The sequence below is a fragment of the Telluria sp. AIW5 genome (assembly GCF_056680575.1).
Map to the genome: position 1 here is coordinate 4,414,719 of NZ_CM155289.1, position 24,713 is coordinate 4,439,431.

Consider the following 24,713-nt stretch of genomic DNA (forward strand, 5'->3'; position numbering starts at 1 on the left):
GGCGGCGATGGACGAAAAAAAGCCCGCCGCGTTGCCGGGCGGGCTGTTCGCTGCCTGGAAAAATCAGGCGGCCGATGCGGACAGGCTCATTGGCGGCTGGCCCTTGACCTGGTTGCGGTATTTGGCGCGCGCGATAAGCTGCTTGACAGTCTCGCGTTCGATGTTGGTGCGGCGGATGTCGAGACGTTCGTCGCGTCCGCGGTGCTGTGCTTCGTGTTTGTTGCCGATACGCTTGGTCATGTGCTTCTCCTCTGTGAAATCAGTATTTCCGAAAACGCCCTCAGGACCGGCCGGTGGCCAGCTTCAGGTCCGCCGGCATGAGCATCCCCCACCCCAGCTGGCGCCGGATTTCCTCGGGTGCCGGCGGCGGTTGCGGATCGCGCGAGCGGCGCGCGAGGTATTCGCGCACAAGATGCTTCGGTGGATTCTTGGTCGTCGCAGACATGCGGCCTCCGCTTCCGGTTTTTGTAGACCGCCGCCACATGGCGCCGGCCGAAATCTGGTGCCGATCCTCGAGGCGACCGGCTAACCTGTTGAGATATTCGGCAGGCCTGCAGAACGAATTCGCTGGCGCCTCACTCACACGGCTTCATCATAGCGAGGCCGTGGCTGACGCACCGTTAGGTGACGCACACTGTGCGCAAGGATGAGTTGCCTCCTTGCGGAAAGGGCCGAAAAACAGGAAACCGCAGCTCCCCTTTGGTTGCTGCCGTAGTCGCCGTGGGGCGTCAAACGAGACGATCACGCTCGGCGTCAGGTTGTGGCTGGCACTGAAGGCCAGCGTGGTCATCGGGCGGTCGTGGCCGGCGCACGTGTCCGGTTTGGTGCGGCGCATCAACACTTTTTCCGCTTCGTCGTAGTCGTACGCACCGCCACGTCGGCCAGGCGCTGCAGCGAGCGCCTGGATATTAGTATGGCGTGATGTTGGCGGTAGGTGAGCGCTGCCATATTGATAGCATTAGCTATAAATAAATAACTGGAAAATTACTCGTAATCCTGTAGCCCTGACTTGAAGCTATGTTTGGCTTCCGCAACACTGAGTGATGGATGCCCGACAAATAGTGATTGTGAAACGCCGCGTGGCCGCGTTAGCGTCTTGAAAACACAATACGGAGCCCCATCCATGCGCTTTGCCCCCGTGCTGCTCGCCGCAGCCGCCCTCGGCGGCTGCGCCAGCCAGTCCACCCTGCCGCCCGCGGTGACGCCGGCGTCGCCTGCACCGGTCGCGATCGAGACCTTGCTGCAGAAGCAGATCTTCCAGATGACACCGGTCGAAGCCGGGCGCTACGTCGCCTGGGTCCACGCTGCCGAGCCCAACCTGCGCAAACGCATCGCCGCGATCGGGCGCAAGAACCTGGGCCAGCCATATCTGCTGAACCTGCTCGGCGAGTTTCCCTTCGAGGTGCACGACGATTTACCGATGTTCAGCCTCGATCGCAGTGATTGCGTCGTGTTTGTGGAACACACGTATGCGATGGCGCTGTCCCGTTCGTGGGAAGAATTTTTCTGGATGCTGCAGCGGATCCGCTACCGCGACGGCGTGATCGGCGTGGCGACGCGCAACCATTACACCGAGATGGACTGGAACGTCGCCAACAACTGGCTCGTCACCGACGTCAGCGCCGCCCTGGCTGGCGCGAACGGGCCGAGCTACGCGATGCGCGTCGACCGCGCGCGCTTCCTCAAAACGCGCCACAACACCGAACGCAGCATTCCGGTGGAAACCAGCCGCCAGAGCTACGTGCCGAAAGAACAGGTTGCGGCAATCGTCAGCCAGCTGCAGGAAGGCGATTTCGTCAACGTCATCTCGACCCGCGACGGCCAGCATTGGGCCTCGCACGTGGGCCTGGTGGTACTCGGTGCGAACGGCGAACGCCACTTCCTGCATTCCTCGGAGCCGAAGGTACGGGAGGAAAGCTTCGATTCCTTCATTGCGCGCGCCGCCGAACGCGAAGCCCGCAACGCGCGCGAAGGCAGGAAGGGCCAGCGCCTGGCCGGCTTCAAGTTCCTGCGCCTGAACGACAACATCGTGGCGCCGCCGATGGCACCGCAGCCGCGCCCGGGTACCTGATCAGCCGTACTGCCGGACGCGCCACCGGTGCGCGCCCGGCCAGTTCCCTGCGCCGCCACACCGGCGCCGTCCTTCCCCGCTCGGCTCCCGGGTCGAGTCAGTCCAACTCCCCCTCCTGCCGGCCATCTCGACGCCAGCAAATGAGCGCCGGAATCGGCTGCACAGCGTCGCACCATATTATCCGCCGCTTCCCGAGATTTATATTCCCATCAGAAATCTATTGCCGACCGGATCTCAATTCATTTCCTAATTACATTTCCTGAGTTAAATAAACAGGCCATTTCGTTTTAATTCGGAATTCGCGGTTGAGCAGGGTCAACCTCAGCAATCCGAGTGGAGCAGATAATAAATTTACTCAGCAACGGCAAGGCTGAATGCAACATCAATTCCATTCTCGCGCCAATTATTTCCGACGACATCTTTCTTAATTTAGTCCGCACTGAAATTCCACTGCGCAAGCCTTTACCGCTCCTATTGCAACCACCCGACCGAGTAACGCGCACCATGCCAACTATATCGACCCGAGTCTTAAGCCAGTTTTGCGCCGGAATGGTATCGCTGCATCGGACTACCAAAATAGCGCTGATGGTCTGCATCGACCTGGTGGCATTGCCTTTATGTTTTCTGATCGCGTTGTTATTGCGCGGCGGCGACATAAAACTAGCGTCCCATTATGGTCCAGCCTCTTTCTTAATCGTGGCGCTGGTCACGATCGCTGCCTTTTCGATGTCCGATTTGTACCGCGCGGTGATCCGCTTCATCGACGGCAGGTTATTAAGCGCGACGGGCTTCGCGCTCGGCATTGCGGTCCTGTGCGCGTATGTCGTGCTGTTTGCCATTAACGACGCCATGTTTCCCCGCAGTGCCCTGGCTATTTACTGGTTCATCGTCTTTTCCTACGTGGTGACCTCGCGTATCGGCATGCGCAATTTTCTGCGCAATCACAGCACGCGCCGCCCGACCTCGGACGCCGTCGCCATCTACGGTGCCGGCGAGGCCGGCGCCCGCCTGGCGCAAACCATGCGGAGCAGCGACGAATACCGTCCCGTCTGCTTCTTCGACGACAAGCGCGCGCTGAACGACCGCACCATCGCCGGGTTGCGTGTGTTCCACACCGACCGCCTGGCCGACCTGGTGTCCGCCCACGGCATCCGCACCGTCGTCATCGCCGTACCCGGCATCCCTGCTGAACGCCTGCGCGACATCATGCAGCGACTGGCCGGGGCCGGCGTCACCGCCAAGATCCTGAGCCGGCTGGTTGACCTGGCCGACGACCGGGTGCGTCCACGCGACTCGATCCGCGAGCTGAAGTTCGAAGACCTGCTCGGCCGCCCCCCGGTACCGCCGCGGCTCGACATGTTCGCCCGCTGCGTGCGCGGCAAGACGGTACTTGTCACCGGCGCCGGCGGTTCCATCGGCAGCGAACTGTGCCGCCAGATCGTCACGCTTGCCCCGAGCCGCCTGCACCTGCTCGACCACTCCGAATTCGCGCTGTACACCATTCGTCAAGAGCTGAGCACGCGCTTTCCCGACCTGCGCATCGACGCCCACCTCGGCTCTGTCTGCAATGCCGACCTCATCGAGCGCATCCTCGCCGACAGCCATGTCGATACGGTCTACCACGCCGCAGCCTATAAACACGTGCCGCTGGTCGAGACGAACATCGTCGAGGGCCTGCGCAACAACGTGCTCGGTGCCCAGGTCATCGCCGCGGCCTGCGCCAGCCACCATGTCGAAACCTGCGTACTGATCTCGAGCGACAAGGCAGTGCGTCCAACCAACATCATGGGCGCCAGCAAGCGTATTGCCGAGCTGATCTTCCAGGCGGCGGCCGCCAAGCACGGTGGACAAACCACCTTTTGCATGGTCCGCTTCGGCAACGTGCTCGGCTCGTCCGGCTCGGTCATCCCCTTGTTCCAGCGCCAGATCGCGCGCGGCGGGCCGCTCACCATCACCCATCCCGACGTGTCGCGCTACTTCATGCTCATTCCCGAAGCGGCGCAACTTGTCATCCAGGCCGGCGCGATGGCCAAGGGCGGGGACGTGTTTGTGCTCGACATGGGCGAACCGGTGCGCATCGTCGAACTGGCGCGCACGCTGCTCGCCATGTCGGGCCTGACCGAAAAGACCCCGCAAAACCCGGAGGGCGACATCGAAGTGAAGTTTGTCGGCTTGTTCCAGGGCGAGAAGCTGCACGAAGAACTGCTCACCGACGGCACCGTGTTCCCGAGCGAACACCCGCGCATCATGCGCATGAAGGAAAACGCCCTGCGTCCGAGCGTGCTCGAGACCTGCATCACCTGTCTGATGATGGCTTGCGAGACGCATGAGCGCGGCATGATCGTATCGATGGTCAAGGCCATCGTCAGCGAATACACACCCCAGTTGCCGGTCACCGCACCGGCGCAAGTGCCCGAGCCCGAACTCGAATCGGGCAAGGCGCGGCTCAGTCTCATCCATAAATTCGTGCCCTTCCGCATCTAGCGGCGGCACCCCATCCCCACCCACCCACCACCTCATGTTGGCGAGGAACACATGCGCGACGAACCACAATCGGCCCACCTGCAGCAGCTCACAGCCAAACTGCGCGACCGCACGGCGGTCATCGGCATCATCGGACTCGGCTACGTCGGTCTGCCCCTGACGCTGCGCTATGCGGCAGTCGGCTTCCGGGTGCTGGGGATCGACATCGATACGGCCAAGGTCGATAAACTCAATCGCGCCGAAAGCTATATCGCACACATCCCGGTCAGCGCTATCGAGGCCGCGCGCGGCACCGGTTTCGAGGCGACGAGCGACTTCACGCGCGCCGGCGAGCCGGACGTCCTGATCATCTGCGTACCCACGCCCCTGAACGCCTATCGCGAGCCCGACCTCTCCTTCGTCCTTGACACGACCGATGCGCTGCTACCCTTCGTGCGTCCCGGCCAGCTGATCTCGCTCGAGAGCACCACCTACCCCGGCACGACCGAGGAAGAGTTGCGTCCGCGCCTGGAGTCGCGCGGCCTTGCCGTCGGCCACGACATCTTCCTGGTGTTTTCGCCAGAGCGCGAGGACCCGGGCAATCCACATTTCGAAACGCGGACCATTCCCAAGGTGTGCGGAGGCAGCACCGCCGCCTGCCTGGAAGCGGGCGTGGCCTTGTACAGCGCCGCAATCGACCGCGTCGTGCCGGTCAGCTCGACCCGCGCCGCGGAACTGACCAAGCTGCTGGAAAACATCCACCGCGCGGTCAACATCGGGCTGGTCAACGAGATGAAGATCATCGCCGACAAGATGGAGATCGATATCCATGAGGTGATCCGGGCCGCCGCCACCAAGCCCTTCGGCTTCACCGCGTATTACCCGGGTCCCGGCCTGGGTGGCCACTGCATCCCGATCGATCCGTTCTATCTCACCTGGAAAGCGCGCCAGTATGGCGTGCACACGCGCTTCATCGAACTGGCGGGCGAAATCAACAGCGAAATGCCGCACTGGGTGATCGGCAAGGTCACCGACGCGCTGAACCAGCGCGGGCGCTCGGTGATGGGCAGCCGTGTGCTGGTACTGGGCATCGCCTACAAAAAAGATGTCGAAGACATGCGCGAGTCGCCCTCGGTTGAACTGATGGAGATCCTGCGCGACAAGGGTGCCCACGTCGACTATTCCGATCCGCACGTGCCGACCTTCCCGCGCATGCGCGAACACCGGTTCGAGCTCTCCAGCGTGAAGCTGACGCCCGACGCCCTGGCGTCTTATGACCTGGTCCTGCTGGCGACCAGCCATACCGCTTTCGATTACGACATGATCCGCCGCTACGCCAACCTGATCGTCGATACCCGTGGCGTGTACCTCGAACGCCTGCCCCACGTCGTCAAGGCCTGAGCTGTCTACCGGAGAAGATCATGCGCAACTATCCCCCCGCCATCGTCGACCGCAAGATCCGCTTCGCCCTCGTGGGCTGCGGCCGTATTGCCAATAACCATTTCGGCGCCATCCGCCAGCACCGCGACCGCTGCGAATTGGTCGGCGTGTGTGACATCGATCCACGTGCTATGGCCCAGGCTGCCGACAAGACCGGCGCCGAGACCTATGCCACGCTCGACGAGATGCTGGCCCGCTGCAACGCCGATGCCTTCATCGTTACCACGCCCTCCGGCCTGCATCCGGAGCAAGCCGTCAAGATCGCACGCGCAGGGCGCCACGTCATTACCGAAAAGCCGATGGCCACGCGCTGGGAAGACGGCAAGCGCATGGTCGCGGCCGCCGATGCCGCGGGCGTGCGCCTGTTCGTGGTCAAGCAGAACCGCCGCAACGCGACCCTGCAACTGCTCAAGAGCGCGGTCGAGAAAAAACGTTTTGGCCGCATCTACATGGTCAACCTGAACGTATTCTGGACCCGCCCCGACGAGTACTACAACAGCGCCAAGTGGCGCGGCACCTGGGAATTCGACGGCGGCGCCTTCATGAACCAGGCCAGCCACTATGTCGACCTGATCGACTGGATCGTCGGTCCGGTCGAAAGCCTGCAGGCGTACACGGCCACGCTGGCGCGCAATATCGAGGTCGAGGATACGGGCGTCATCAGCCTACGCTGGCGCAACGGCGCGCTCGGCTCGATGAACGTCACCATGCTGACCTACCCGCGCAACATGGAAGGCTCGATCACGATCCTGGGCGAGCACGGCACTGTGCGCATCGGCGGCGTGGCCGTCAACGAGGTGCAGCAGTGGGAATTCGCCCAGCCCGACCCGGACGACGTCCTGGTGCGCGATGCCAGCTACCAGACCACTTCGGTCTACGGCTTTGGCCACCCGCTCTACTACGACAACGTCATCAAGGTGCTGGGTGGCGAGGCCGAGCCCGAAACCGATGGCCGCGAAGGGCTCAAATCGCTCGAAGTGCTGGTCGCCGCCTACATGTCCGCGCGCGACGGCAAGCGCGTCGCCCTGCCGCTGGAGTACTGAGATGGACCGGCATGCCCTGGAGTCACCGGTTCATGCAAGCGCCATCGTCGACGCCGGCGCGACGCTGGGTCCCGGCACACGGGTCTGGCACTTCGCCCACGTCTGCGGCGGCGCGCGCATCGGCGCCGCCTGCTCGCTCGGCCAGAACGTTTTCGTAGGCAACGACGTGCAGATTGGCGACCGCGTCAAGATCCAGAACAACGTGTCCGTCTATGACGCTGTCACGCTCGAAGACGATGTTTTTTGCGGCCCCAGCATGGTCTTCACCAATGTCCACAATCCGCGCGCGGCGGTAGAGCGCAAGAACGAATACCGGCGCACGCTGGTGCGCCGCGGGGCGACCATCGGCGCCAACACCACCATCGTCTGTGGCGTGACGGTCGGCGAATACGCCTTCATCGGCGCCGGCGCGGTGGTCACCCGCGACGTCCCGGCATTTGCATTGATGGCAGGTGTTCCGGCACGCAGGATCGGCTGGATGAGCCGCTTCGGCGAACGCCTGCCGCTGCCGCGCGACGGCAGCGGCGAGGCGCTCTGTCCCCACACAGGCGATGCCTACGTGTTGCAGGACGGCGCCTGCACTCTGCTCCCCGCCCACCCCGCACTTGCCCCTAGCCAGCCCTTAACCAGAACCGACCGGACCGAGTAAGCAACCATGGAATTCATCGACCTCAAATCGCAATATCAGCATGCGCGCGCGCTGATCGACCAGCGCATCCAGGCAGTACTCGACCATGGGCAGTACATCATGGGGCCGGAGGTGGCGGAACTGGAGGCACGGCTGGCGGCCTACACCGGCGCGCGCCATTGCATCACCGTCGCGTCCGGCACCGAGGCGCTGATCATCTCCTTGATGGCGCTTGGTATCGGACCGGGCGACGAGGTTGTCACCACGCCCTTTTCGTTCATCGCCACTGCCGAGGCCATCGTGCTGGTCGGCGCCAGGCCGGTGTTCGTCGACATCGATCCGGCCAGCTGCAATATCGCGCCGGGGCTGATCGAAGCCGCCATCACGCCACGCACCAGGGCGATCATGCCGGTCTCCCTGTACGGCCAGCCGGCCGACATGGAAGCGATCAACGCGATCGCACGGCGCCACGGGCTGGCAGTGATCGAGGACGCGGCCCAGAGCTTCGGCGCCACCTACCAAGGCAGGAAAAGCTGCAACCTGTCGACGATCGGCTGTACCAGCTTCTTCCCCAGCAAGCCGCTCGGATGTTACGGCGACGGTGGCGCGCTGTTCACCAGCGACGATGCGCTTGCCGCCGCGGCGCGCGAAATCCGGGTGCACGGCCAGTCGCGCCGCTATGTGCATACCCGGGTCGGCGTTGGTGGCCGGATGGACACGCTTCAGTGCGCCGTCGTCCTGGCGAAGCTCGATCGCTTCGACTGGGAGCTGGGCGAGCGCGCCAGGGTGGCGGCACACTACGACGCGCTGCTGTCGGGCCGCCTCGGCCTGGTCGGCCGCAGCCGCAACTGCACCAGCGTACATGCCCAATATACGGTCGTGCTCGAGGAACGCGAACGGGTGCAGGCGCTGCTGCAGGCGACCGGGATCCCGACCGCCGTCCACTATCCGGTACCGATCCACGTGCAGCCCGCCTATGCCCACCTGGGCAGTGCGGACAGCTGCCCGGTCGCGCTCGAGATGGCAAGAAAGGTGATGAGCCTGCCATTCGGCCCCTACCTGTCGTCCGCCGACGCCAGCCGCGTGGCCACCACGCTGCTCGCGGCTGCGGGCGTGGCACTTCCGGAAGCTGCACCATGTCAATAGCCAGCGCATCGGACCACAGCGCCGCCCCGTGTCGGGTCGCCCACCTGACCTCGGTCCACCCACGCCACGATACGCGCATTTTCATCAAACAATGCCGTACGCTGGCAGCGCATGGCTACGACGTGACACTGGTGGTGGCCGACGGCAAGGGCAATGACGCCAGGGACGGCGTTGCGATCGCCGACGTCGGCCGGCTGCCGGGCCGCATGAACCGCATCCTGCGCAGCACCCGACGGGTGTTCCGGACAGCCTCCGCGCTGGACGCCCAGATTTACCACCTGCACGATCCGGAATTGATCCCTTTCGGCCTGCGCCTGAAGCGCATGGGAAAGAAGGTAGTCTTCGACTCGCACGAAGACGTCCCCCAGCAACTGCTCGACAAGCCCTACCTTAATCCTGCCGCGTTGCGCCTGCTGTCCAGCGTGTTCGCTTCTTATGAACGGTTCGCCTGTCCCAGGTTGGACGGCATCATCGGCGCGACACCGTTTATCCGTGACAAGTTCCGGCATATGAACCCATACACCATCGACGTCAGTAACTTTCCGCTCGCAGGGGAGCTGGATGCACCAGGCGACTGGAGCGCAAAACGAGATGAGGTCTGCTTCGTCGGCGGCATCGACACCATCCGCGGCGCACGTGAAATCGTGCGCGCCTGCGCATTGCTGCGTTCGGGGACGCGTCTGAACCTGGCGGGACAATTCACCGAGCCCGCACTGGAGGCAAGCGTCAAGGCCGAACCCGGCTGGAACCGGGTCAATGAACTCGGCTTTCTCGACCGCGCCAGTGTGCGCGCGGTATTGGGCCGCTCGGTGGCTGGCCTCGTGACGTCTCACCCGATCGGCAATTTCTTGTATGGGCAACCGATCAAGATGTTCGAATACATGGCAGCTGGCATTCCCGTTATCGCATCGAATATCCCGTCCTGGCGCGCCATCATCGAGGGCAACCGGTGCGGCATCTGCGTCGATCCTTTCGATCCCGCCGCCATCGCGGCCGCGATCGACCATCTCGTCGCCCACCGCGATCTCGCGCAGGAGATGGGGGAAAACGGGAGAAAGGCGGTACACGATCGATATAACTGGGACGCCGAGGCAGAAAAACTGACGGAGTTTTACAGCGCAATCATGCGCCGTGAAACAGGCAAGCGCGCAGCATAGATACCGGACGCGGGCGGGCTTATCCATAAGCGTTATTCCCGTTGCGATCCCTCAAAACTGTACCAGCACTTTGCCGCCATGATAACAACAGGACAATATTGTTTTGTTAAAAACATTGTCTAAACACCGGCCAGGCGATAACGGTAGCTGCAATCCAGTCTCGCAGCGCGCCTGCTAATAAATTAATGACTCACTTACGCCTATCATGAAAATCACCGTGGTCGGAACTGGTTATGTCGGTCTGGTGACCGGCGCTTGCCTGGCTGAAGTCGGCAATCAGGTTTATTGCCTCGACATCGACCAGCAAAAGATCGACTTGCTGAATGCATCGCACATTCCGATTTACGAGCCGGGCCTCGAAAATATTGTCCGACGCAATATGGCGGCGGGCCGCCTGCAATTTGGAAGCGATGTTGCCGCTGCGGTCGCCTTTGGCGATGTGCAGTTCATTGCAGTCGGCACCCCGCCCGATGAGGACGGCTCGGCCGACCTGCAACACGTGCTGGCCGCCGCGCGCAACATCGGTGCCCATATGAACAGCTACAAGGTGATTGTCAATAAATCGACGGTTCCGGTCGGAACCGCCGAGAGAGTCAGGAAAGCCGTTAGCCAGGAACTCGCCAGGCGCAGCCTCGACCTCGCGTTCGGTGTCGTATCGAATCCGGAGTTTCTGAAGGAAGGCACGGCGATCGAGGACTTCATGCGCCCGGACCGCATCATCATTGGCGTCGACGATGCACACGCCACCGAGACGATGCGCCACCTGTACCAGCCGTTCCAGCGCAACCACGAGCGCATGATCGTGATGGATATCCAGTCGGCCGAATTGACCAAATACGCGTCGAACGCGATGCTGGCAACGCGCATTTCGTTCATGAATGAATTGGCGAACCTGGCTGAAAAACTCGACGTCGACATCGAACAGGTACGCCAGGGAATGGGCGCCGATCCACGCATCGGACATCATTTCCTGTATCCCGGGTGCGGCTACGGCGGCTCCTGCTTCCCGAAAGATGTCAGCGCCTTGCGCAAGACAGCAGCCGAACATGGCAGCCCGATGCTGGTCATCGACGCAGCCCAGGCTGCCAACAGCGCACAAAAGCTGCTGCTGGTCGAAAAAGTCAGGCGCCATTTCCGCCAGAGCCTGGCCGGAATGAACTTCGCAATATGGGGGCTGTCGTTCAAGCCGAACACCGACGATATGCGGGAAGCACCCAGCATCGCCATTATTAACGGCTTGCTGGCGGAGGGCGCAAACATCCAGGTGTTCGATCCAATCGCGATCGACGAGGCGCGCAAGATCTTTCCAGATTCGCCGCGCATTCAGTTCGGCACCAATATGTATGAGGTGCTGGAAGGCGCCGATGCCCTGATTATTGTCACCGAATGGAAAGAGTTCCGCAGTCCGGATTTCAGCTTGATGATGCGCAAGCTGAACACGCCGGTGATTTTTGACGGGCGCAATCTGTATGAACCTAAATGGCTGCGTGAAACGGGATTCGATTATTACTCGGTCGGGCGCCCCCATAGCGCCGGCCGAGCCGCCGGCAACAGTTTCTTGAATACGGGAGCAATGTAATGATCAACGTCGGAATACTCGGTTGCGGCCGTATCGCAAAACGTCATATCGAATTGCTCGGGAACCGCCAGGTCGCCAACTTGCGTCTCGGCGCCGTTTGCGACGTCGTGCCGGAACGCGCCCAGCTTTACGGCCATGAGTTCAACGTGCCGGCGTTCCAGCATATCGACGAACTCCTGAATGCCCCGGGGATCCACCTCGTGGCCGTCCTCACACCGAGCGGCATGCATGCCGAGCATGCCATCGCGGCAGCCAGGGCCGGCAAGCATGTGGTCGTCGAAAAGCCGATGGCCCTGCGCCTGGAAGATGCCGATGCGATGATCCGTGCCTGCGACGATGCCGGCGTCAAGCTCTTTGTCGTCAAGCAGAACCGCTTCAACCTGCCGGTCGTCAAGCTCAGGGAAGCCCTCGACGCGGGCAGGTTCGGGCGCCTGATCCTGGGGACCGTCCGGGTGCGCTGGTGCCGCGAGCAGTCTTATTACGACCATGACGCATGGCGCGGGACCTGGCAGCTCGACGGCGGCGTGTTGACCAACCAGGCCAGCCACCACATCGACCTGCTCGAATGGATGATGGGCGAAGCCGATTCAGTCCATGCCCGTTCCTCGACGGCGCTGGCCCGTATCGAGACCGAAGACACCGCCGTGGCGACGCTGAAGTTTCGCAATGGTTCGCTGGGCATTATCGAAGCGACGACCGCCGTGCGTCCCCGCGACCTGGAGGGATCCTTGTCGGTGATGGGCGAGCACGGCTCGGTCGAGATCGCCGGCTTTTCGGTCAACAAGATCCGCTCGTGGCAATTTGCCAAGCCGACCCTGGAGGATGCCGACGTCGTCGAGAATTTCTCGGTCAATCCCCCGAACGTGTATGGCTTCGGTCATCAGGCCTATTACGAACACGTCGCCGCCTGCCTGCTCGACGGCAGCCCCGCGCTGGTCGACGGCCTGGTCGGGCGGCGCAGCCTGGAGTTAATCAGCGCGCTCTACGAGTCAATCGAAACCGGCCGCGAAGTACCGTTGCACTTTCGGCCCAAACGCTGCCGCCTCGGAGAAGTTGCATGAATCCGCTCGACGCAGCTGCGGTGCCTGCGGCGCATGTGCCTACCCTGCTTCAGGCGGGTACCCGGGACGTGTCGTTCGGCCACCGCGTCAAGGTCGTGGGCCCCGTCAACCTGTACGGCTGTGGAATCGGCGACGATTGTTTCATCGGACCGTTTGTCGAGATCCAGTCCAATGTATTGATCGGTGCGCGTACCAAGGTGCAATCGCATACCTTCGTTTGCTCCCTGGTAAGCATCGGCGAGGACTGTTTCATCGGGCATGGTGTCATGTTCATCAACGACACCTTCGCCAGCGGTGGGCCTGCTGGTGGCCAGCAGCATTTATGGCGCGCCACGCATGTCGGCCGCGCCGTATCGATCGGCTCGAATGCCACCGTCATGCCGGTCCATATCTGTGACGGGGCCGTCATCGGTGCCGGTGCGGTCGTCACCAGGGACATCCTGGAACCCGGGATCTACGCCGGCAACCCCGCACGCCTGATCCGCCCATTGCCAGCGCAGACGTAATTGCCATCGCTCCTACAACCACTGACCTGCCGACACCATGCCTACCGTTCCCTTCGCTGACCTGCATGCACAGTACCTGTCCATCAAGGATGAAATCGACGCCGCCATCGCTACTGTCATCGCAGAGTCGGCCTATATACGCGGCCCGCATGTCGAGCGTTTCGAAAGCGAGTTCGCCAGCGCACTCGACATCGCGCACTGCGTCTCCTGCGCCAACGGTACTGACGCACTGTACATTGCGCTGCACGCGCTCGGGGTCGAGCCGGGAATGGAGGTTATTACATCGGCGCATTCCTGGATTTCGACTTCGGAATCGGTCACCCAGGCCGGCGGCAAGGTGGTGTTTTGCGATACCGATCGCGACACCTTCACAATCGATCCAGCCCAGATCGAAGCAAAGATCACGCCGCGCACCGTGGGCATCATCCCGGTCCACCTCTACGGCCAACCGGCCGACATGGACGCGATCATGGCCATCGCGCGCAAGCATCATCTGTGGGTGATCGAAGACTGTGCCCAGGCGCACCTGGCAAAATACAAAGGTCGTACCGTGGGGACGTTCGGCAACGCCGCGACGTTCTCGTTTTATCCGGGAAAGAACCTTGGAGCGATGGGCGATGCGGGAGCCATCGTGACCGCCGATGCGCGCCTCGCCGAGCGCATGGCGATGTTCGCACGGCATGGCGGCCTGTTCAAGGGCGACCACCAGATCGAAGGCATCAATAGTCGGCTCGACGGCCTGCAGGCCGCGATTCTTTGTGCCAAGCTACCCCATCTTCGGGCCTGGACGCGTGCGCGGCAGCAATGGGCCGCAGGCTACAGCGCGGCCCTGGCCAGGGTCGAGGCGCTGATGCTGCCGCCGTCAATCGAGGAACGCGAACACGTCTATCACCTGTACGTGGTGCGCCATCCGGAGCGCGCCGGCCTGGCCGCCCACCTGCAGGCAGCGAACATACAAACGGTTGTGAATTATCCGGTTGCGCTGCCATTCCTGCCCGCGTATCGCCATTACAAGCATGCACACCATGAGTTTCCCAACGCGTATGCCAATCAGTCGACGATCCTGTCGCTGCCCTTGTTTCCCGAAATGACGGACGCGCAACAGCAGCACGTCGTCAACGCCATCACGCAGTTCAGCCAGGTCCAATGATATGCAAGCTGACACCGACCCGTACGCCGGACCGCAAAAGAAATTGCCATCAACCCGAACAAGTCTCGCGACGATGAAAACAATTTTGGACAGGATTTACAGCGATTACATGATGCCGTCGCGCCTGGACGAGCACGAGCGAATCGTCCAGGCGGCATGCAGTGCCGGCTATACCCAGACGTCGCTGCGCGACTTTTCGAAGTCGCTGAAAACGCGGCCCGCGCCGGCCGACAAAATCATCCTGCACCGGCACGACGTCGACACCGACGTGCGTACCGCGCGACGGCTGTTCGAGATCGAAAAAAAGTACAACGTCAAGTCAAGCTACTACTTCAGGCTGTGCACTCTGGATGTCGACCTGATGAACGAGATCGAAGATTATGGCAGCGAGGCGAGCTATCACTATGAGGAACTCGCGACGTTTGCGAAGAAACACAACATCAAGGATCCCGCCAGACTGCGCGAACGGCTCCCGGAGATCCGCGACCACTTCCTCCGGAACTTCCAGGTACTCGAGCGCCAGCTTGGACGCAAAATGGTGACGGTTGCCAGCCATGGAGATTTCGCAAATCGCCGCCTCAAGCTGGCCAACACGGAAATCTTGCGCTGCCCGGCGCTACGCCGCGACTGCGGCATCGAGTGCGAAGCCTATGACGAGGATGTGATCGGACACTTTGGGGTGTACATTTCGGACCGTCCGCCGCCGCAATACTATCACCCGACTTCGCCGCTCGACGCCATTCGCCGCCACAGCCGGGTCTATCTGCTGACCCATCCCAGGCAATACGCGACCAACTGGAAGGAAAACACCAAAAGCAACCTGGTGCGCTTCTACGAGGGCTTGACCTGGTAAGCGCATGTCATTCGGACCTGAACAGTACTGAGTATTGGTGATCTATGACTCCTAGGAAGATCCTGACGATTATCGGGGCACGCCCTCAATTCATCAAAGCCAGCGCGGTGTCGGCCGCCATCGCAGCCTGCCCCCAGCTGACCGAAATCGTGGTCCACACGGGCCAGCATTTCGACGCCAATATGTCCGATGTGTTCTTTCCCGAACTCGGCATGGACAAGCCCATCTACCAACTGGCGATCCATGGCTGCGGACATGGGGAGATGACGGGTCGCATGCTGATCGATATCGAAAAGGTGGTACTGGCGGAAAGGCCCGACGCGGTCCTCGTGTATGGCGACACCAACTCGACGCTGGCAGGCGCGCTGGCCGCAGCCAAATTGCATATCCCGGTGGCCCACGTAGAAGCCGGATTGCGGTCTTTCAACATGGCGATGCCGGAAGAGATTAATCGGATACTGACTGACCGGATGTCGGAATGGCTGTTCACGCCGACGGATGCGGCGGACCAGCATTTGTTGCGAGAAGGCGTTGCGAGCGCACGCATTCACCAGGTTGGCGATGTGATGTTCGATGTCGCGCTGCGCTATGGGGCACGCGCCAGCGCCAGCGACGCCGTGCGCAAGCTGGACCCGGTGTTGCGGCGGCAACCATACTGCCTGGTCACGATTCACCGGGCCGAAAATACCGACAATCCGGCGCGTCTGGGCGTCATCGTCGATGCCCTGACAGCCTTTGCCAGGGATACGCCAGTGATCTGGCCCCTGCACCCACGTACCCGCGCCGTGCTTGCCAGGCAAAGGCAACTGGAAACCCTGGCACGCACCATGACCTTGCTCGATCCGCTGGGTTACCTGGACATGGTCTATCTCGAAAAGCACGCTGCCCTGATCGCCACTGATTCGGGCGGTATCCAGAAAGAAGCCTTTTTCTACCACGTGCCCTGCGTCACCTTGCGCGACGAGACCGAATGGACCGAGCTCGTGGAGGGAGGCTGGAACCGCCTTGCGCCACCCACCGATGCGTCCACGGTCCTTGCGGCGCTACGCGCCAGCCTCGGCACCTGCGGGGATGACATCCTCCCTTACGGCCGGGGCGACGCCGCCGGGCGCATCGTTCAACAGCTCGTTTCGGACCTGGATTGACGGGTCTGCCCTGGATCCTGCCAGTCAACCCATTGCCATCCTGGTCGTATCCGATCCACCGATCAGACCGCGGCCGCAACCCTCTCGCAAGGCCTGTCACCATGGAATCACTTGCCCGCCACTTCTCCACGGTCGTCGAGATAGTCCGGCTGCCGGTCGCTCTGCTGCGCTTCCATTCGCACATCGATCCTTCACGGATCCAGGAGGCGTACCGCTATTTCACCAAGCCCCATCCGAAATACCGCGTCATCCAGAACAAGAGTGTGGGCGCCGCACTCATCGACCTGCACGCAACCCCGGACCGCGACAGCTATCTGGAAAAGATTCAAGGCAAAAATCGCGGTGCCTACCACGCCAAGCGCGCACGGGCGCGTGGCTACGTCGTCTCCGAGATCGAGCGCAACAATTTCATCGAAGAGATCCATGCAATTAATACTTCAGTGGAAACCCGCCAGGGCCGCCCTATGGAGCAGCACTATCTTCAGAAAGTGACTCAGTTCGAAAACTGGCCCCATTTCAAGTACTTCGGCTTGTTCGACGCCAGTGGCAAACTGATGGCTTACGCAAACCTGGGTATCTACGGTGATTTCTGCGCTTTCTCGCATGTGATTGGCTGCCGCAACAACGACGGCATCATGCACTTGCTGGTGATGGACATCGTGTGCGGTCTGATCGAGGAAGGCGCCCTGAATTACGTCATGTACGACACATTTTTCGGCGCTGGGCCCGGGCTGCGTCAATTCAAACTGGCCCTCGGTTTCCAGCCTTACCGCGCCAAGTACAGCCTCAAATGAATGGCTTCGACAAGGAAGCATCGTGACCCGATGACCGCCCTGGCGGCATAAGTTAGACCTTAAGAATCATCAAACCCATCATGAGAACTCCTTGTGATAATGAACCTTCGTTTTGACAATCCAACTGATGAACGTCGTTTTGCATGGAGATAGGAATTATTTTTTATGCGGTTTTTCCGCCCTTCCCAGAAAATTGCCAAGCCTATGCATTCGACGTCGGACGGCAAAAGCGGTCATCACGGCGGTGAACCAGTTCGCCTTGACGTTCTGACACCTGATCGTCCCACGGCCGCGGGCGCCACACTGCGCGACGGCGATATCCAAGCCGTTCGAGAACGCACGCTCATGAGCGCACTGCGGCCCGATTTCTGGCGCAACGTCGCCACCGTTCTGGCCGGAGCGACAGGCGCGCAAGCCTTGCCCTTGCTGGCAGCACCGCTTCTCACGCGTATGTGTACGCCGGCCGATATGGGCGCCTTCAGTATCTGGCTGAGCGTGATCACGGTGGCTGCGATCGGTGCCACCCTGCGCGTCGATATCGCCATGATCCTCGATCACGAAGAGCACGAGCAGCGCCTCTGCTTCGGAGTCGTCGCTTACTCCGCGACCCTGCTGGCGTTGGCGATAACGCTGATCGCCATAGCGGTCCACGCCCTTGATCTGCCGGCGCTGCGTGGCATCACCTGGTTCGGCCTGCTCACGGTCGGGGTCGGTACCTGGCTCACCGCCTACACCCAAACCACGCTCGCCTATGCAACCTCGCACAACGAGTTCGGAAAGGCAGCAAAAGCCAAGATGCTGGGTGCTGGCACAATCGCCCTGAGCCAGCTGGCGCTGCTCGCCACGGGGCTGGGCGGGACCGCACTGCCAGGGGGCCAACTGATCGGTCTTGCCGCCGGACTGTGGGCGGCGCGGATGCTACTGTCACCACCTTCCGCACGCGTGGGATTCAGGCTCGACACCGAACAACGCAACTACCTCATGAAGCACAAGGCGTTCTGGCGCTTTTCCTTGCCTTCGAGTCTGCTCAACGCACTGGTCGGGCAGTTGCCCCTGTTTATGATTGGACTTAAACACGGCGCGCTGGCCGCAGGTCTGTTCGCCCTGACCCAGCGCGTGGTCGCTGCTCCGGTTTCCTTGCTCGCGGCTTCGGTGCTCGAAGTATTCAAGCGCCAGTCGGTACATGATTTCCAAACTGTCGGCAATTGCGAGGAGGTCTATCGCGCCACGTTTAAAGCCCTGACATTGCTGGCGCTTGGACCATCGCTGATCCTGTTGCTGTTTTCGCCCCAACTATTTGGCGCAATATTCGGTCAGGCCTGGCGCCCGGCCGGAGAACTGGCGCGCATCCTGGCCCCACTGTGCTTCCTGAACTTCATTGCCAGTCCCCTGAGTTATGTTTTTTTTGTCGCAGGCAAGCAGAAGAAGGAACTGTTCTGGCAGGTGGCACTGTTCCTGATGACGATTACCGTGTTCATGGCACCCGTGTCGCTACATCAAAGCGTACTTTGGTATGCGACCGGTTATTGCCTGCTCTACCTGGTGTACCTGCACATGTCATACCAGTGCGCCCGGAACCGCCCGGCGGTCGCATGACGACGCTTACTACACGCGAGTCCCGGATTGAACGCGCAATCCTGACGATCGCTTACCTGGCTCTTTTCCCGGGATTCTTTTTCTATCACTTCCTGTTGGGGACGGGACGGATACGCGCGTTCCTAGGGGGATATTTCGCCCCCGTATCGCTGGCATTTGCGCTGCCGATCGCCATAATTTATACCAAGCAACTTATTCAAAAACGTGGCCGGGTGTTGCCAAGTGAGCTGCTCTACGGCGTGTTCCTGATTTTTTTCTTTCTCGTAGTGGCCGTCAACGCCGTGACCGGCGCGAACCCGACCATTGTCGGCTCCCATCTGCTGGGAATACTGTATATGGCGAACACTTTCGTCATGTTCAAAATGATGGATTTCGCACACCCGGAGATTCGCTACCCTCTTGTGTTGTGCTTGTTGGGAATGTCCGGCGTCATCTTCGGGTTTTCCGTCGATGGTGTTTTCCGCATGGATGCGATGGGCCTCGCCCTGGATCCGAGCAGCCTGTCTACCTACCAGGGCCTGGCCCGCTCTTACCTGATAAATTTTCTGTGTGTAATCGCTTATACGCACAGGCTGCCACTACGCGTCGCTCTTTATGCCGTCGGCGCCGCCTCCCTGTTTCTCAACACCGCGCGCAGCGAGTTCGTCGCGCTACTATTCGCGATCCCTATCATCGAATTCTACTTCGCCAGCCAGAAAGTTCTGTTTGCCATTGTCTTGGCGTCGATTGCGGCGCTGATCACCATGAATATAGATCCGATACTGGCCCAGATTCCGGATAACAGAATACTGGAGTTGTTTGACTTGTCGCATTCGACTTCAGCCATCGCACGACATCACTTAAACGAACACGCAATACAGACCATTTCAAACTATCCAATATTTGGCGATTACGCCAGCTATGCGCCCGGCCATTATGCGCACAATGTATTGTCGGCCTGGGTCGACCTCGGCATACTCGGATTTATCTACCTGCTCGCATTAATGATTGTCCCGTCCATCTGGATGATTATTACCGGATATTTTTCGGGGAAAAAAAATGGGGACTTTGCGCTCGCATTCGCAATGGAATGCGCCACCATTTTATTGCTGGTCAAGTCGCATTTTTTCTCGGACATGCTGATCGGTGCCACGCTGGGCGCTTATGTGCGCTACGAACACAGAAAAAAACATCTCAAGGCGCGCGTATCCGACGCCGATCGGTCCCTATCACCGCACGCGTATCGGGGACTGCGGCGCCGACCAGGTTAAGCCGCCTTTGTTCCGCTATAACAGGGACTAACGTGTACAAACCAATTATTGGCAGCGTATTGATTGCTGCAGCCGCGTCCGCTTGCGTCGGCAAGACCACGCTCGAGCCGCCTGTCGGGTACAGACTGTATGTCGCACCCTCCGGCTCGGATTCGAATCCGGGCAGCGAGTCCGAGCCGTTCCACACCATTCAGCACGCCGCTGACCTGGCAAAGCCGGGTACGTCCGTGCACGTCGCTCCGGGTATTTACCAGGAAAACGTGTCGTCCACGGTACATGGCACCCCCGCGGCGCGTATCCGCTTCGTATCCGATACTAAATGGGGAGCGCGGATCGTCGGCAGCGGTACCGAAGGCATGTGGACCAATAGCGCCAATTATACCGACATCATCGGTTTCGACATTTCGGGCACCGGCCGCCTGGGCATCCTCAACCTCGCATCCCACACGCTCATGCAAGGCAACCACGTACACGACCTGGCCGTGTCAGGTGGCTGCACCGGCGCCGGCGGCGCCGGGATCCACAACGCCGACTACAGCGCGTCGGACGGCGACATCATTGGCAATGTAGTGCATGACATCGGCGTGCCGGGTTCGTGCATCGGCATCCACGGTATCTATGCGACCAACCTGCGTAGCAGGATCTTCAACAACATCGTGTACCGTGCGTCTGCGTGGGGCATTCACCTGTGGCATGCCGCGGACGACGTGATCGTTGCCAATAATACGGTGTTCGAGAACGGCTCCGCCGGGATGGGCGGCGGCATCGTGATCGGCGTCGGCGACAGCCCGGGCGGGAAAATTCTCACCGATACCAAGGTGATCAACAATATCGTCTATAACAACCCGGCCAAGGGAATCACCGAGTTTTGTTACCCGGGCCAGAACTGCATTGGAAGCGGCAACATCGTGGCCAACAACCTGGTATACGGCAGCGCCTCAGCCGTGACTATGAAGGTGGGCGAAGCGACCGGCACGATCACAGAGGATCCGCAGTTCATTGATTATCAGGCCACGGGCCATGGGAATTATCGCCTGAAGCACACCTCACCAGGCGTCGAGAAGGGACTGGCGAGTTTCGCACCACCTACCGATATCGAGCATGTCGCCCGCCCACGGCGCGTGTCTCCCGACATTGGTGCCTACGAAAGCCAGTAAGAGCCTATCCCAGTAGCCAGGAGTCGCTGCTGGCGCGCCTGCCAAGCGGGGGCTGCGGAGCGCGTCGCGCATTTGGCAAATTCGTTGCAGCCATGCGGCCCCCTCGCCCCTTACCGACGCTTGCCATGCATCCCTACGCGCATGTCGCTATCAGCTTCACCGGACTACCAGGATAGGCTCTAGGTAATTCGTTCTTGCCGTCCGGATCGGCAGCGGCCGAACTGCGTCCATTGCCATGGTCGCGGCAGTCTCCAATCGGATCACAGCGAGGCAGGAACCACCCTCCCGCCACGGCCCACCACTATCCCCTCGTCGATTATCCGCTCAATAGGCACGGATACGTCCGCCTTAAGCGTACTTCGCCGTCGATCCCGCCCAGTTGTGCCGCCCCGAACTGGAGGCCGCTCTCCGCACCGACAAGGTCGCATGGGCGCGCAGCATTGCAGTACCCCGCGTGCAGGAAAATCCCCGGCCATCGACGTCATCGACCTCAGCCTCGTTGAACCTGGACTTTATCGCGGGTTTGCTTGCGTGGACACTGGCGCCGATGTGCGGCGGGGCCCGGTCAATGACTCTGCCACGTCGCGCTCACGCGATTGCACTATAAATTCCCAGCCGATAGTTTAATTTCTGAAAAGAAAAACTTTTTAGAAATTTGATACCACATGGAAATTTTTCTCAAAATCTATTGAACTTTGGAATTTTCTACCACTCAAAGCTTACTCGCTCGTAAGTAATCCTCACGGTTAAAGAGCATTGGAGATTTGATACTACATGGAAATTATTCTGAGAATCTATTGAACTTTGGAATTTTCTACCACTCAAAGCTTACTCACCTGCATGTTGTTGGTAGGTTCAAGAGATTTAGAAATTTGATACTGCATAGAAATTTTTCCGAAAATCTATTGAACTAAAGAAGTTTCCGCCACTCAAAGCTTACTCATTCACACGCTGTTACTAGGATTTTTTAGATGAAAAACGTCGTTACTTTTGCTTCAAATGTTCGTATCCACGCCCTGTTGTGCTGCAGCGCCACGGTCCTGTTGACCGCAGGTGTAATGCAACAAGTCTCCGCAGCTGGATTTGAACAGGCATACACCGCATTCCAAGCTGACCCAGCGCTCATGGCACCGGTAGACGCTACCAGCCAGCTGCTCGCTTCCAATTCGGCCGCTGCCGCAGCATCGCCGTCGATCTACAACCTCTACGTTGCCACCACCGGTTCGGATTCGAACCCGGGCACGCAGGCCAAGCCATTTAAAACGATCCAGCGCGCTGCCAACATGGCAAAGCCTTCGACAACGGTGCACGTCGCCGCCGGCACCTACCGCGCAAACGTCACGACCAAAGTGCATGGCACTGCGAGCGCGCGTATCCGCTATGTGTCCGACACCAAGTGGGGCGCCAAGATCATCGGTAGCGGCACCCAGGGCATGTGGACCAACAATGCCAACTACACCGACATCGTCGGTTTCGATATCACCGGTCCAGGCCGCCTGGGTGTCTTGAACCAGGGTTCGTACACCCTCGTGCAGGGTAACCACGTGCACGACCTCACCGTTTCCGGCGGCTGTACCGGCGCCGGCGGCGCGGGCATCATGAATGCTGTCTACACGGCTTCGGATGGTGACATCATCGGCAACGTCGTCCACGATATCGGCGTCCCGGGCAAGTGCAACGCAGTGCATGGCATCTATCACGCCAACCTGCGCGGCAACATTTTGAACAACATCGTCTACCGTAGTGCGTCGTGGGGCATCCACCTGTGGCATGCCGCGGACAAAGTCCTGGTCGCGAACAATACCTCGTTCGCCAATGGCGGCGGCAGCATGGGCGGTGGTATCGTGGAAGGCGTGGGCGACTCCCCAGGCGGCAAGATCCTGACCAACACCAAGATCATCAACAATATCGTCTACAAGAACCCGGCCAATGGCATCCTGCAGTACTGCGCTTCCGGCCAGAAGTGCATTGGCAGCGGCAACGTCGTCGCCAATAACTTGGTGTACGGCAACGGAAAAGCAGTGACGATGAAGGTCGGCACCGCGACCGGCACGATTTCGGCCGATCCACAATTCGTCAGCTACCAGGCTAGCGGCACTGCAGGCAACTACCGCCTGAAGAGCACTTCGCCAGCGATCAACAAGGGCACGGCGACCTCGGCACCGACCACCGATATCGACGGTATCGCCCGCCCACGCGGCGGCGCGGTCGACATCGGCGCCTACGAAAGCTACTAATAGTCCGAATGGCCGGGGACATCGTCCCCGCCAGTTCCCCAACCCACGCCAAGCTCTGCTTCGCGTGGGTTTTTTTTGCGCTCAGCTTCTTTGCGTCGGTTCAAAGCGCCGACTTACTAGATTGATATCCTTCACGCTTGACACAGGCAAGACCGAATAGAACCGAGTGGCTCAGCGTGAACATTCTACTAATCAATCATTACGCAGGTTCAGTGCGACACGGCATGGAATACCGCCCCTACTACCTGGCGCGCGAATGGCTGCGCTTGGGTCACCGGGTGAGGATCGTCGCATCGGCCCACTCGCACGTAAGAACACGCAATCCCGATCCACAGGGCCAGTCGCGCGTCGACGAAGTCATCGACGGCATCGAATACACCTGGTTCAAGACACCCGCCTATAACGGCAACGGCGCCGGCCGAGCACTCAACATGGCGGCATTCGTCACGCGCCTGTACCGCGAAGGGCCGGCCCTTGCGCGCGAGTTCAGCCCTGATGCCGTCATCGCCTCGAGCACTTATCCGCTCGACATCTGGCCAGCCCACAGGATTGCTCGCCTGTCTGGTGCGCGCCTGCTGTTCGAGGTGCACGACCTGTGGCCACTGTCGCCGATGGAGCTGGGCGGCTACTCTACCAGGCACCCTTTCATCATGCTCTTGCAGGCGGCCGAGAACTACGCTTGCCGCCATGCCGACGCAGTGGTGTCCATCCTTCCCAAAGTCCGCGAACATCTGGAAGCGCATGGCATGGCGCCGCACAAGCTGCACCTCGTCCCCAACGGCACCGACCCGTCCGAGTGGCTCAGCCATCCCACGCCCTTGCCGGCTGCGGTAGCGGATACGTTGGCGGCACTGCGCCAACGCGGCCATTTCATCGTCGGCTTCGCCGGCAGCCATGGCATCGCCAATGCGCTGGACACCTTGCTCGGTGCCGCCGCACTGATGCGCGACGATCCGGTTGTCTTCCTACTGGCCGGCGCCGGCCCCGAAAAAGAAAGGCTCAGGCAGCGCGCCCGCGATGAAGGCCTCGACAATGTCTGTTTCCTGGACCCGGTCGCAAAACAATATGTGCCTGCGCTGCTCGCGTGCTTCGACCTGGCGTACATCGGGCTGCAACGCCAGCCGCTGTTTCGTTTTGGCGTTGCTCCCAACAAGCTGATCGACTACATGATGGCCGCACGCCCGGTCCTGTACGCCGTCGAGGCAGGCAATGACCTGGTGGCGGAGGCCGGATGCGGTATCTCCGTCACGGCCGAGGACGCGCCGGCCGTCATACAAGCCATCCGCGCCATGCGCGCCATAGACCCGGACCGGCGCGAGGCGCTGGGTCTGCAGGGTCGCAAGTTCGTCCTGGACAACCTCACCTATCCGGTGCTGGGACAACGCTTCTTGAAAGCCTGTGCCTGACAAAAGGCAAGGGCACGCCGAAGGCAGCCGT

General features: G+C 60.7%; 21 protein-coding genes. 19 read left to right on the top strand and 2 right to left on the bottom strand.

All coding sequences use genetic code 11. From position 1 onward, the window contains the following. Nucleotides 1–63: 63 nt before the first annotated feature. Both AC1MEM_RS19490 and AC1MEM_RS19495 read right to left on the bottom strand, forming a co-directional pair. On the bottom strand, nucleotides 64–240 hold the full coding sequence (locus AC1MEM_RS19490) for a hypothetical protein (protein ID WP_499473296.1): 177 nt from the start codon (nucleotides 238–240) through the stop codon (nucleotides 64–66). A 40-nt stretch (nucleotides 241–280) separates the two neighbouring features. Continuing rightward, nucleotides 281–445, bottom strand: coding sequence for a hypothetical protein (locus AC1MEM_RS19495; RefSeq protein ID WP_499473298.1), 165 nt, complete (start codon nucleotides 443–445; stop codon nucleotides 281–283). 678 nt (nucleotides 446–1,123) lie between these two features. Here AC1MEM_RS19495 and AC1MEM_RS19500 point away from each other — a divergent pair. The 19 genes from AC1MEM_RS19500 to AC1MEM_RS19590 all read left to right on the top strand — a co-directional run bounded on the left by AC1MEM_RS19500 (nucleotide 1,124) and on the right by AC1MEM_RS19590 (nucleotide 24,682). Next, entirely contained in the window at nucleotides 1,124–2,071 is a 948-nt protein-coding gene (locus AC1MEM_RS19500) for an N-acetylmuramoyl-L-alanine amidase-like domain-containing protein (protein WP_499473300.1), read from the top strand. 726 nt (nucleotides 2,072–2,797) lie between these two features. Beyond that, a complete protein-coding gene (locus AC1MEM_RS19505) occupies nucleotides 2,798–4,555 on the top strand; it encodes a polysaccharide biosynthesis protein (protein ID WP_499473302.1) in 1,758 nt (585 codons plus the stop codon). 51 nt (nucleotides 4,556–4,606) lie between these two features. Continuing rightward, nucleotides 4,607–5,935 (top strand): nucleotide sugar dehydrogenase, encoded by a 1,329-nt coding sequence (locus tag AC1MEM_RS19510; RefSeq protein WP_499473303.1) that lies wholly within the window; start codon nucleotides 4,607–4,609, stop codon nucleotides 5,933–5,935. Nucleotides 5,936–5,955: 20 nt separating this feature from the next. Next, a complete protein-coding gene (locus tag AC1MEM_RS19515) occupies nucleotides 5,956–7,017 on the top strand; it encodes a Gfo/Idh/MocA family protein (RefSeq protein ID WP_499473305.1) in 1,062 nt (353 codons plus the stop codon). A gap of 1 nt (nucleotide 7,018) precedes the next feature. After that, a complete protein-coding gene (locus AC1MEM_RS19520; protein WP_499473307.1) occupies nucleotides 7,019–7,666 on the top strand; it encodes an acyltransferase in 648 nt (215 codons plus the stop codon). 6 nt (nucleotides 7,667–7,672) lie between these two features. Further along, on the top strand, nucleotides 7,673–8,791 hold the full coding sequence (locus AC1MEM_RS19525; RefSeq protein ID WP_499473309.1) for a DegT/DnrJ/EryC1/StrS family aminotransferase: 1,119 nt from the start codon (nucleotides 7,673–7,675) through the stop codon (nucleotides 8,789–8,791). After that, nucleotides 8,782–9,948, top strand: a complete 1,167-nt coding sequence (locus AC1MEM_RS19530) for a glycosyltransferase family 4 protein (protein ID WP_499473310.1) — start codon at nucleotides 8,782–8,784, stop codon at nucleotides 9,946–9,948. The genes AC1MEM_RS19525 and AC1MEM_RS19530 overlap by 10 nt, the downstream gene beginning before the upstream one ends. A gap of 205 nt (nucleotides 9,949–10,153) precedes the next feature. Beyond that, the gene (locus tag AC1MEM_RS19535) at nucleotides 10,154–11,527 is read left to right on the top strand and encodes a UDP-glucose dehydrogenase family protein (protein WP_499473312.1); all 1,374 of its coding nucleotides are present in this window, start codon (nucleotides 10,154–10,156) and stop codon (nucleotides 11,525–11,527) included. Continuing rightward, nucleotides 11,527–12,588, top strand: coding sequence for a Gfo/Idh/MocA family protein (locus AC1MEM_RS19540; RefSeq protein ID WP_499473314.1), 1,062 nt, complete (start codon nucleotides 11,527–11,529; stop codon nucleotides 12,586–12,588). The genes AC1MEM_RS19535 and AC1MEM_RS19540 overlap by 1 nt, the downstream gene beginning before the upstream one ends. Beyond that, nucleotides 12,585–13,094, top strand: a complete 510-nt coding sequence (locus tag AC1MEM_RS19545) for an acyltransferase (protein ID WP_499473316.1) — start codon at nucleotides 12,585–12,587, stop codon at nucleotides 13,092–13,094. Before AC1MEM_RS19540 ends, AC1MEM_RS19545 begins: the two co-directional genes overlap by 4 nt. Before the next feature lie 37 nt (nucleotides 13,095–13,131). Next, nucleotides 13,132–14,244, top strand: coding sequence for a DegT/DnrJ/EryC1/StrS family aminotransferase (locus AC1MEM_RS19550; RefSeq protein ID WP_499473318.1), 1,113 nt, complete (start codon nucleotides 13,132–13,134; stop codon nucleotides 14,242–14,244). Between the two features lies 1 nt (nucleotide 14,245). After that, nucleotides 14,246–15,097: a hypothetical protein gene (locus AC1MEM_RS19555; RefSeq protein ID WP_499473320.1), complete on the top strand. Its 852-nt coding sequence runs from the start codon at nucleotides 14,246–14,248 to the stop codon at nucleotides 15,095–15,097. Nucleotides 15,098–15,141: 44 nt separating this feature from the next. Then, complete coding sequence (gene wecB / locus AC1MEM_RS19560; RefSeq protein ID WP_499473322.1) at nucleotides 15,142–16,242, top strand: non-hydrolyzing UDP-N-acetylglucosamine 2-epimerase; 1,101 nt, start codon at nucleotides 15,142–15,144, stop codon at nucleotides 16,240–16,242. Nucleotides 16,243–16,343: 101 nt separating this feature from the next. Continuing rightward, on the top strand, nucleotides 16,344–17,036 hold the full coding sequence (locus AC1MEM_RS19565; RefSeq protein ID WP_499473324.1) for a hypothetical protein: 693 nt from the start codon (nucleotides 16,344–16,346) through the stop codon (nucleotides 17,034–17,036). Between the two features lie 165 nt (nucleotides 17,037–17,201). Next, the gene (locus tag AC1MEM_RS19570) at nucleotides 17,202–18,632 is read left to right on the top strand and encodes a lipopolysaccharide biosynthesis protein (protein ID WP_499473326.1); all 1,431 of its coding nucleotides are present in this window, start codon (nucleotides 17,202–17,204) and stop codon (nucleotides 18,630–18,632) included. Further along, nucleotides 18,629–19,882 (top strand): O-antigen ligase family protein, encoded by a 1,254-nt coding sequence (locus AC1MEM_RS19575; RefSeq protein WP_499473328.1) that lies wholly within the window; start codon nucleotides 18,629–18,631, stop codon nucleotides 19,880–19,882. The genes AC1MEM_RS19570 and AC1MEM_RS19575 overlap by 4 nt, the downstream gene beginning before the upstream one ends. A gap of 32 nt (nucleotides 19,883–19,914) precedes the next feature. After that, the gene (locus tag AC1MEM_RS19580) at nucleotides 19,915–21,039 is read left to right on the top strand and encodes a right-handed parallel beta-helix repeat-containing protein (protein ID WP_499473330.1); all 1,125 of its coding nucleotides are present in this window, start codon (nucleotides 19,915–19,917) and stop codon (nucleotides 21,037–21,039) included. Between the two features lie 1,124 nt (nucleotides 21,040–22,163). Continuing rightward, complete coding sequence (locus AC1MEM_RS19585) at nucleotides 22,164–23,276, top strand: choice-of-anchor Q domain-containing protein (RefSeq protein WP_499473332.1); 1,113 nt, start codon at nucleotides 22,164–22,166, stop codon at nucleotides 23,274–23,276. Nucleotides 23,277–23,500: 224 nt separating this feature from the next. After that, nucleotides 23,501–24,682 carry a glycosyltransferase family 4 protein gene (locus AC1MEM_RS19590; RefSeq protein WP_499473334.1) on the top strand — a complete coding sequence of 394 codons (1,182 nt, stop codon included), beginning with the start codon at nucleotides 23,501–23,503 and terminating at the stop codon, nucleotides 24,680–24,682. Nucleotides 24,683–24,713 lie beyond the last annotated feature (31 nt).